The organism is Polaromonas sp. OV174, assembly GCF_900112285.1.
Lineage (GTDB): Bacteria > Pseudomonadota > Gammaproteobacteria > Burkholderiales > Burkholderiaceae_C > Polaromonas.
The window spans coordinates 26,193-34,841 of the sequence record NZ_FOKZ01000030.1; the positions used below are offsets into that span (position 1 = coordinate 26,193).

General features: G+C 62.4%; 8 protein-coding genes and 1 pseudogene. 6 read left to right on the top strand and 3 right to left on the bottom strand.

The annotated features are described in order from the left end of the window. Positions 1-6: 6 nt before the first annotated feature. Together BM160_RS19555 and BM160_RS19560 are read right to left on the bottom strand one after the other, a co-directional pair. Positions 7-555 carry a DUF1003 domain-containing protein gene (locus tag BM160_RS19555; protein WP_092007842.1) on the bottom strand — a complete coding sequence of 183 codons (549 nt, stop codon included), beginning with the start codon at positions 553-555 and terminating at the stop codon, positions 7-9. Positions 556-632: 77 nt separating this feature from the next. Beyond that, entirely contained in the window at positions 633-1,598 is a 966-nt protein-coding gene (locus tag BM160_RS19560) for an AEC family transporter (protein ID WP_092007852.1), read from the bottom strand. Positions 1,599-1,702: 104 nt separating this feature from the next. Here BM160_RS19560 and BM160_RS19565 point away from each other — a divergent pair, with 104 nt between their 5' ends. The 3 genes from BM160_RS19565 to BM160_RS19575 all read left to right on the top strand — a co-directional run bounded on the left by BM160_RS19565 (position 1,703) and on the right by BM160_RS19575 (position 5,550). Further along, positions 1,703-3,817: a UvrD-helicase domain-containing protein gene (locus tag BM160_RS19565; protein WP_092007843.1), complete on the top strand. Its 2,115-nt coding sequence runs from the start codon at positions 1,703-1,705 to the stop codon at positions 3,815-3,817. A 92-nt stretch (positions 3,818-3,909) separates the two neighbouring features. Then, a complete protein-coding gene (locus tag BM160_RS19570; protein ID WP_143093296.1) occupies positions 3,910-4,332 on the top strand; it encodes a hypothetical protein in 423 nt (140 codons plus the stop codon). A 24-nt stretch (positions 4,333-4,356) separates the two neighbouring features. Further along, positions 4,357-5,550 carry a phospholipase A gene (locus BM160_RS19575; protein WP_092007845.1) on the top strand — a complete coding sequence of 398 codons (1,194 nt, stop codon included), beginning with the start codon at positions 4,357-4,359 and terminating at the stop codon, positions 5,548-5,550. 109 nt (positions 5,551-5,659) lie between these two features. Here BM160_RS19575 and BM160_RS19580 read toward each other — a convergent pair whose 3' ends face one another. Beyond that, complete coding sequence (locus BM160_RS19580; protein ID WP_092007846.1) at positions 5,660-5,977, bottom strand: DUF4148 domain-containing protein; 318 nt, start codon at positions 5,975-5,977, stop codon at positions 5,660-5,662. A gap of 200 nt (positions 5,978-6,177) precedes the next feature. Between BM160_RS19580 and BM160_RS19585 the strand changes: the two genes are divergently transcribed. The 3 genes and pseudogenes from BM160_RS19585 to BM160_RS19595 all read left to right on the top strand — a co-directional run. Beyond that, complete coding sequence (locus tag BM160_RS19585; protein WP_092007847.1) at positions 6,178-7,104, top strand: LysR family transcriptional regulator; 927 nt, start codon at positions 6,178-6,180, stop codon at positions 7,102-7,104. 535 nt (positions 7,105-7,639) lie between these two features. Further along, positions 7,640-8,140 carry a DUF4148 domain-containing protein gene (locus tag BM160_RS19590; protein WP_092007848.1) on the top strand — a complete coding sequence of 167 codons (501 nt, stop codon included), beginning with the start codon at positions 7,640-7,642 and terminating at the stop codon, positions 8,138-8,140. 219 nt (positions 8,141-8,359) lie between these two features. Next, a pseudogene (locus tag BM160_RS19595) lies at positions 8,360-8,649 on the top strand (IS3 family transposase); the annotation flags it as partial.

Here is an 8,649-nt window from a genome sequence, read left to right on the forward strand (position 1 = left end):
CCGTGGCTAGGGTTTGGCGTCTGGCTGCGTCAGGCGGCCGTGCATCTCCACCGTCAGCGCCTCGATACGCTCGGTCAACTGCTTGATGAGCTCGGTCAGCCGGGTATTTTGCTCAAGCAAGGCCAGGACTTGCGCCGCGTTTTGCGCGGCAATCGCCTGACGCTGCTCATTGGCACTGGCCAGGGCCTCCCGGTGCTGGGCATCGGCATCGGCGTGCGCCTTGTCCCGCGCCGCCTGACGTGTCTGGGCCAGCAGGATCAGCGGCGCCGCATAGGCCGCCTGCAGGCTGAAAGCCAGATTCAGAAGAATGAAGGGATAGACATCAAACTTCACGAAACCGGCCACATTGGCGCCAATCCAGAGCGCCACGATCAGCGTCTGCGCCCCCAGGAAGGTCGGCGTTCCAAAGAAACGCGCAAACGCTTCGGCCTTGAGCGCAAATCTGTCCTCGCCAAATGTGGGCACCAGGTGGGCATGGGGACGATGAAACCGCAAGTGGTCGATAGGGGCTTGATCGCTTGCAGAGGTCACAGGCGTGGATGGCGATGCTTTCATGGCGTTTCCCCTTGGCAGTCCCGTCAACACCGGCGGGCAGCGCCGGACACGCTTGCACTATAGCGGCCACCCTGGACTTAGCCGGTCAGCAAATCCACCGCCGCTGAGAAGCTGAAAAACGCCAGCACCGTTGACAGCAGGATGATGCGGGCGATGCGCCCGTTGTCGGCGCCGAAGCGCTCGGCCAGCATGGCCACATTGCTGGCGCTAGGCAGGGCCGCCACCAGCACCAGCACCGTCAGGGTGGAGCGCTGCAGCGGCAGGCCCAGCGCGATGGCGCCCAGGCCGAGCAGCCCCAGCAGCAGCGGGTGCAGCACCAGCTTTATAAGCGCTACAGGCACGTAGTCAGCCAGGGGTGTGCGTACCGCGCTATTCATTTGGGAGCGCGCCAGGACCGCGCCTATCGTGAACAGGGCCACTGGCGAGGCTGCATCGGCCAGCAGGCCGACCGTGCTCATGAGGGGCTTGGGCAGGGCAAAATCCAGCGCCGAGGCCAGCGCCCCCAGGGCAATCGCCCAAGGCAGCGGATTGGCCAGCACGCCCTTGAGCGCCAGCCGCGCCGCCTTGGCCGCGCCGTGCTCGTCGGCACCGTCCAGGCGCGACAGCGCGATGCACAGCGAGGAGGTCACCAGCATGTCGACCATGATGGTGACAATCACCGGCCCGGCCGCCGGCGCGCCCAGCAGCGCCACCAAGAGCGGCACACCCATGAAGCCGGTATTGGGAAAGGCCGCCACCAGGGCGCCAAACGAGGCGTCGTTCCAGCCCATGTGGTGGCCGGGGCCGCGGCGCGTCAGCGCTATCGTCAGCCCCACCATCAGCAGGGCGCACAGCAGGTAGACCGCCGCCAGGCTGGGGTCCAGCAGCTGCGCAATCGGCGTGCCGGCACCAAAGCGGTAAAGCATGCAGGGCAGCGCGAAATACAGCACAAAGCTGTTGAGCCCGGGAATCGCGGCCTGCGGCAGCCAGCTGCGGCGGGCCGCGACATAACCACACAGGACCAGGGCAAAGAAGGGGAAGGTGACGAGGAGAATGCTTAACACAAAGCCTATTGTCACCGGGCCGGAAGGCGCTCAGGCGACTGGCTATGATGACTGCTGCCGGTTTTTCTGACCGGCCCACTTCCCCACCCCGTATTTCCGCCTGCATGTCTTTTTCCCCACCCGCCTCCCCCGCCCCATCCGGACTCAACCTGGCCCAGCAGGAGGCCGTCAACTACATGCACGGCCCTTGCCTGGTGCTGGCCGGCGCCGGCTCGGGCAAGACCCGGGTGATCACGCAGAAAATCGGCCGGCTGATCCAGTCCGGGCTCAAGCCCGAGCAGATTGCCGCCATCACCTTTACCAACAAGGCCGCCGCCGAAATGCGTGAGCGCGCCAAGGCCTTGATAGGCAAGCAGGCCAAGGGCGTGCTGATCTGCACCTTTCACGCGCTGGGCGTGCGCATGCTGCGCCAGGACGGCGCCGTGCTGGGCCTGAAACCCCAGTTTTCGATTCTGGACAGCGACGACGTCACCAGCATCATCAAGGACGCTGGCGGCAGCGTCGACGCGGCCACGGCGCGCCAGTGGCAGTGGACCATCAGTGCCTGGAAAAACAGCGGCCTGAACGCCGAACAGGCGGCCGCTCAGGCCAATGGCAGCGAAGAGGAGCTGGTGGCCAGCGTCATGGCGCGCTACGAAGAGCGCCTGAGCGCCTACCAGAGCGTGGACTTCGACGACCTGGTGGGCCTGCCGCTCAAGCTGCTCAGGGAGCACGAGGAGGTGCGCAACAAATGGCAGGCCGCCCTGGGCCATGTGCTGGTCGACGAATACCAGGACACCAACGCCACCCAGTACGAGGTGCTCAAGCTGCTGGTCGGCGAGCGCGGCCGCTTCACCGCCGTGGGCGACGACGACCAGTCGATTTACGGCTGGCGCGGCGCCACCCTGGACAACCTGAAAAAGCTGCCGCAGGACTACCCGAATCTGAAGGTGGTCAAGCTGGAGCAGAACTACCGCTCCACCAGCGCCATATTGCGCGCCGCCAACAACGTGATCGGCCCGAATCCCAAGCTGTTTCCCAAGACCCTGTTCAGCGAACTGGGCGAGGGCGATCCGGTGCGCGTGGTCGACTGCGACAGCGAAGAGCACGAGGCCGAACGCACGGTGGCGCGCATCCTGAGCCTGCGCGCCGAGGGTGAACTGCTAGCGGTGGGCGCCCAGCACAAGGCGTGGAAAGATTTCTGTGTGCTGTACCGCGCCAACCACATGGCCAAGCCCTTTGAAAAAGCCTTTCGCAAGGCGCAAATCCCCTACAAGGTCTCGGGCGGCCAGAGCTTTTTTGACCGCGCCGAAATCAAGGACCTGTGCAGCTGGATGGTGTTGATGGTCAACAACGACAACAACGCGGCCTTCATACGCGCCATCAAGACGCCCAAGCGCGGCATAGGCCACACTACCCTGGGCGCTCTGAGCAACTTTGGCGACACCTTCAAACTCAGCCTGTTCGAGTCGCTGTTCAGCCACTCGCTGGGCTCGGTGCTGCCGGCCAAGGCGGTCGGTTCGCTGCAGGAGTTTGGCCGCTACCTCAACGACCTGGAATACCGCGCCAAGCGCACCGTGGGCGCGGAAGATGCCCGTGTTTTCCTCACCGACTGGCTGAAAGAAATCGACTACGAAAAGCATCTCTACGAGGGCGAGGACAGCGAAAAAGTCGCCGCCGCGCGCTGGAGCAATGTGATGGATTTCTGCGACTGGATGGCGCAGCGCTGCGGTGGCCAGATTGACGACACCTCGGGCGCCACGGTCGAAAAACCCACCAAGACCATGCTGGAGGTGGTGCAAACCATTGCCCTGCTGTCCACCATCAGCGAGCGCGAGGGCGACCAGGACGTGGTGACGCTGTCCACCCTGCACGCCTCCAAGGGGCTGGAGTGGCCGCATGTGGTGCTGGCCGGCGTCAACGAGGGCCTGCTGCCCTTCAAGCTCGAAGACGAGGACGGCAGCAACGCCGACAGCATCGCCGTGCGCTTGCAGGAAGAGCGCCGCCTGATGTACGTGGGCATCACCCGGGCCCAGCGCACACTGGCCGTGAACTGGCTGCGCAAGCGCAAAAAAGGCCGCGACATGATTCCCGGCGTGCCCAGCCGCTTCATTGCCGAAATGGGGCTGGATCAAACCACCATCAAGGAAGACCCGCGCGAAAAGCTCAAGGCCTTGCGCGCCGAGTTCGCCAAAAAATCTGCCGATGCCCTGGCCGCCGCTGCGGCCAACAAGTTCTAGGCCTCCAAGTCATTTTCACGATGTCAAAATTTCTCCAGATTACTATTTTTTTGATAGCTGCTTGCGCAATACCCACCTGGGCTAATGCCCAAATGAAGCCTGAAACAACGTGCCCGCAAGCCCAGGGCATGAAGGCCGAGCAGCTGTTTGGCCGCTGGAGCGTGCAGTTTGCCCAGCCGCCTGCCGGCCTGCCGGAGCGCGCCACCCTGCTGCTGGAGCGCCACGCCGAGTTTTCAGACAGCCTGGCCGGCACCGTGACCCGCGATCTGGCCAGCGCCGCGGCCGCCAAAGCCCCGCTGGCCCATGCGCCCCAGGCGGCGCTGGCCGGTGACCTGGAAGACGGCATGCTGCTGCTCGACGAGTCCTCCGACAATGTCAGCATCACCGGCACCTGGAATGGTGAAATGGTCAAGGACTCCTGCGGCAAGGTGTTTCAAGGCCTCTGGAAAGACACCAGCAGCAGCGCCGCGCCCGATGCGCCCGACCTGGCCTTTACCCTCACCAAGCTCCCCTAACCAAACTCCCCTGAGGCAAATCCCATGGCGCCCACGCTCCCGTCCCTGGCCCAGCGCCTGCCGCTGGCAGCCGGCCTGCTGCTGGCCGGCCTGGCCCAAGCCCAAAGCCCGCCTGCGGCCGCCCCGCCGGCCAACAAGGACTGGCAGCTGTGCCAGACCCTGAGGCATGACCCCGGCCTGCAACTGGCGTGCTTTCAGCAATGGGCGGAGTCCCAGCTGCACGACCAGCTGCCGCCGCCCTCGGTGACGCCGGTGCCGGCCAATCCGGCCACCGGCCAGCCCGCCACCCAGTTGCTGCTGTTGCCCACCCTGAACACCGAGTCGCCTGACGGTAAACCCATAGGCTGCAAAAACGACCAGTACTCCGAGCTGTCCAAGTTCTGGGAGCTGCAGCGCGGCACCGATTGCGACAACTTTGGCCTGCGCGGCTACCGGCCGATCTCGCTGGCCGTGATTGCCTCCGACAGCGTGAACCTGCAGCCCTCATCGCCCGCCGTCGGCCACACGGCGGCGGCGCCGCTGGCCTACAAGCGCAGCGAAAACAAGATCCAGTTGTCGATACGCACCAAGCTCGCCAAGGGCCTGCTGAAAGACGGCGCCAATGACGACGACGACCACGACTCGCTGTGGTTTGGCTATACCCAGCAAAGCTACTGGCAGCTGTTCAACGCCGGGCTGTCGCGGCCGTTTCGCACCACCGACCACGAACCCGAGCTGATATACATCTACCCGCACCAGATCCCGCTGGCCGGCGGCTGGAACTACCGGCTCTCGGGCCTGGGACTGGTGCACCAGTCCAATGGGCAGTCGCTGCCGCTGTCGCGCAGCTGGAACCGCGTCTACCTGATGGGGGCGGCCGAAAAAACCCTGAGCCAGGACAGCAGCCTGAGGCTGCAGGGCCGGGTCTGGCACCGGCTGCGCGAGAAAATCGCCGAAGACGACAACCCCGGCATACAAAACTATGTGGGCCGGGCCGAACTCAGCGGCAGCTGGCAAATCAGCAAGGCCCATACCGTGGGCATCACCGTGCGGCACTCGCTGCGCTCTGAGGCGCGCGGCTCGACCCGCCTGGACTGGATGATGGCGCCCACCTCATCGCCCAATTACACCGGCCTGCGTTACCACATCCAGTTGTTCAGCGGCTACGGCGACAGCCTGGTGGACTACAACCGCAAGCGCACCGTGCTGAGTCTGGGCCTGAGTCTGGTGGACTGGTAGCTGCCAGCCCGTTCGGCCAGCCATGAAAAAACCCCGCAACGCCACAGCGCTACGGGGTTTAGTTGCGGTCAGGGCGGCTGGGATAGCCGCCCATGAACAGCGCTAACGCTTACTGAACAATAACCGGGTAGTTACGCTCGAAAGCCGAGGCGCCGGCGATGCTGGAAGGCGTGACTTCAGCGCGCACTTCAGCGCGGGTTTTAGAGGCCACGGCCTGTGTATTTGCCGGCGGGAAAGGGTTGCGCGAGCTCAGTGTGTAGCCCTGGCGCTGCGCTTGCACCAATTCGGCATTGACCTCGGCGCGGGTCTTGGTCGAAGTGGCCTGGACCTGGTCGAACAGGTACTTGTCGTAGGTGTCAGCCGAGGCGGCAACGGAAGTCAGGGCGGCGACGGCAATAACAGCAGCGGTAATGAAGTTTGATTTCATGATGAAGATCCTCTCAAAGTTAATGACATTTCGGGCATGGCGGGCATCATTCCCCGTCTGACCAACCTCGGTGAGTCCCTTTTGTGGTTTCGTCTCATCGATGTATGAACTTTATTACAATCAAATTAAACAAAAAATAGCATTGGCAACAATGCATTGTTTCTAAATCAGCAATAATTTAGAAAATAGAGGAGTGACCCATGGACAGACTCCAATCCATGCGCGTGTTTCAGCAAGTGGTTGACGACGGCAGTTTTGCCGCGGCAGCGCGCAAATTCGACCTGTCCGCGGCCGTGGTGACGCGGCTGGTCAGCGACCTGGAAGCCCATCTGGGCGTGCGGCTGCTGCAGCGCACCACCCGGCGCCTGGCCCTGACCGATGCCGGTCAAGCCTACCTGACCCGCGTGCGCCACATCCTCGACGACATTGACGAAGCGCATGCGGCTGCGCAGGCCCATGCGCAGGAAATGTCAGGCGTGATTCGCATCCTCGCGCCGCCCGTTTTTGCTGTTCATGTGCTGGCGCCGCTGGTGACCGAGTTTGGCCGGCGCTATCCCAAGGTGGTGCTGGATATCCATGTAGACACGCCGCTGGTGCCGCCCGTGGAAGACTACGACCTGACCCTGCTGGGCGCCAGCGAGACCTTTGACGCCAACATCATCGCCCGGCCCATCACATCGTCTGACGGCATTCTGTGCGCTTCGCCGCGCTACCTGCGCGAGTACGGTCAGCCGCAGCAGCCCCAGGAGCTGAGCCAGCACCGCTGCCTGCGAGTCAAGTCGCCGGGCCAGCAGCACCGCAGCTGGCGCCTGATCCATCCGCAAGAGCCTCAGCGCACGCTGGAAGTGCCCATAGAGCCGGCGCTGCTGGCCAACCACACCGACACCCTGGTGGCCGCCTGTGTCAGCGGCGCAGGCATCATCAACCAGTCACTGGCACTGGTCAGCCACCTGCTCAACAGCGGCGAATTGCAGCGCGTTCTGTCGCCCTGGGTCACCGGCAAAAACAGCTTGTACGCCGCGCTGCCCAGCCGCAAATTCATTCCTGCCAGAACCAGCGCGTTCCTGGAGTTCCTGACCGAACACACGCGAGCCGAAATCAAAAGACTGGAAGCGCAGCAGACCTGAGGCGGCCTGCAACTCATTAGCCGCCATGCGCGTGGCGCGCAAAAAACTACGCATTTTTCGGCGCCGATGACGCCGGTGTGCAAAGCCTGTGAGCTCCTGGTTCACAGGCTTTTTTGCAGGCAGCGGTGAGTTTTGCCAACTTGGGCCAGGGCCATAAAACCCCAGCCAGCGCCCGGGCGACATGGCGCCACGACCTGCCTAAAAAGCATGGAGATGGATCGCCGCTTCACCGCCAGTGAGCATGCACATCAGCGTGCGAACCGCTTACGGTTGGGCACATATTTAAGGAAACGAAAACCCTGATCTCCAGTCCATCTGCTAGATGAATATCCCGCCCAAACAACGAGATTGATTCATCCATGGCTCTTGTTGCTGTTGTGAGTTGGAGGACACAGGAAAGGCATGCCCGCCCCTCAAAGAACAGCGACAACCCGGCTCGTCGATAAGGCCTGTTGGCACAACTTACCGATGCCGGGCTTAAGGGCCAATCAGCCTGTTTGATCGCGATTTATCAATCTGCTCAAAGGAATTCATCATGGCATCAAAACTTCTTCCGCTATCCATTCTTAGCCTTGCCGCGCTGGCCTCGGTCGGCAGTTTTGCCCAAGAGATGACATCCGGCCCAAGAAGCCGCGCAGATGTCATGGCCGAATTGCAGCAAGCGCAGCGCCAGGGCTACACAGCGAGTGCGAACAACCCGTTTCCACCCACGACTGTGACCGGAACCCCTAAGACCCGCGCCGAGGTCATCAACGAACTGCAGCAAGCGCAGCGCCAGGGCTACACAGCGAGTGCGAACAACCCGTTTCCACCCAAGACTGTGACCGGAACCCCTAAGACCCGCGCCGAGGTCATCAACGAACTGCAGCAAGCGCAGCGCCAGGGCTACACAGGGAGTGCGAACGACCCGTTTCCACCCAAGACTGTGACCGGAACCCCTAAGACCCGCGCCGAGGTCATCAACGAACTGCAGCAAGCGCAGCGCCAGGGCTACACAGGGAGTGCGAGCAACCCTTATCCACCTATGGCCAATTAAGTGATCTGTGCTCCAGATTCTGCGCAAAGAGAAGGGCGGCATGAGCCGCTACTCGCCACGCTACGCTTGACGTGGCGTGGCGTGTTCATTCAGAACAAACTTTTTGTGCGTGAGTCGAAAATAAAAAAGCCCGCTACCAAATCGGTACCAGGCTTTTTTATTAAGTGTGACCCGTCCTGAATTGGGTTGACACCTTTTCCCTAAAGAAAAGGCAAGTCAATGGATACAAGCGTCAAACGCACACAGCGCGACTACACGCTGGCTTTTAAACTCTCGGTGGTCGACCAAGCAGAAAAAAAAAAACTGACGTACAAGCAGGCGCAGGAGCGCTACGGTATCCAGGGTCGCTCGACCGTGCTGGTGTGGCTGCGCAAGCACGGCCGGCAAGGCTGGGGAGATGCGGCATCATCATGGCTACCTATGCCAATGCCGATAAAAAAATCCTCCTTTGCGCCTGCGTCGCTGACCCCCGAGCAGAAGATCAAAGCCCTTGAAGTCCAACTTCAGGA

Excerpts from the sequence above, each read along its gene's own strand:
- BM160_RS19555 (WP_092007842.1), bottom strand. The coding sequence starts at position 555 with ATGAAAGCATCGCCATCCACGCCTGTGACCTCTGCAAGCGATCAAGCC.
- BM160_RS19565 (WP_092007843.1), top strand. The coding sequence starts at position 1,703 with ATGTCTTTTTCCCCACCCGCCTCCCCCGCCCCATCCGGACTCAACCTG.
- BM160_RS19570 (WP_143093296.1), top strand. The coding sequence starts at position 3,910 with ATGAAGCCTGAAACAACGTGCCCGCAAGCCCAGGGCATGAAGGCCGAG.
- BM160_RS19575 (WP_092007845.1), top strand. The coding sequence starts at position 4,357 with ATGGCGCCCACGCTCCCGTCCCTGGCCCAGCGCCTGCCGCTGGCAGCC.
- BM160_RS19580 (WP_092007846.1), bottom strand. The coding sequence starts at position 5,977 with ATGAAATCAAACTTCATTACCGCTGCTGTTATTGCCGTCGCCGCCCTG.
- BM160_RS19585 (WP_092007847.1), top strand. The coding sequence starts at position 6,178 with ATGGACAGACTCCAATCCATGCGCGTGTTTCAGCAAGTGGTTGACGAC.
- BM160_RS19590 (WP_092007848.1), top strand. The coding sequence starts at position 7,640 with ATGGCATCAAAACTTCTTCCGCTATCCATTCTTAGCCTTGCCGCGCTG.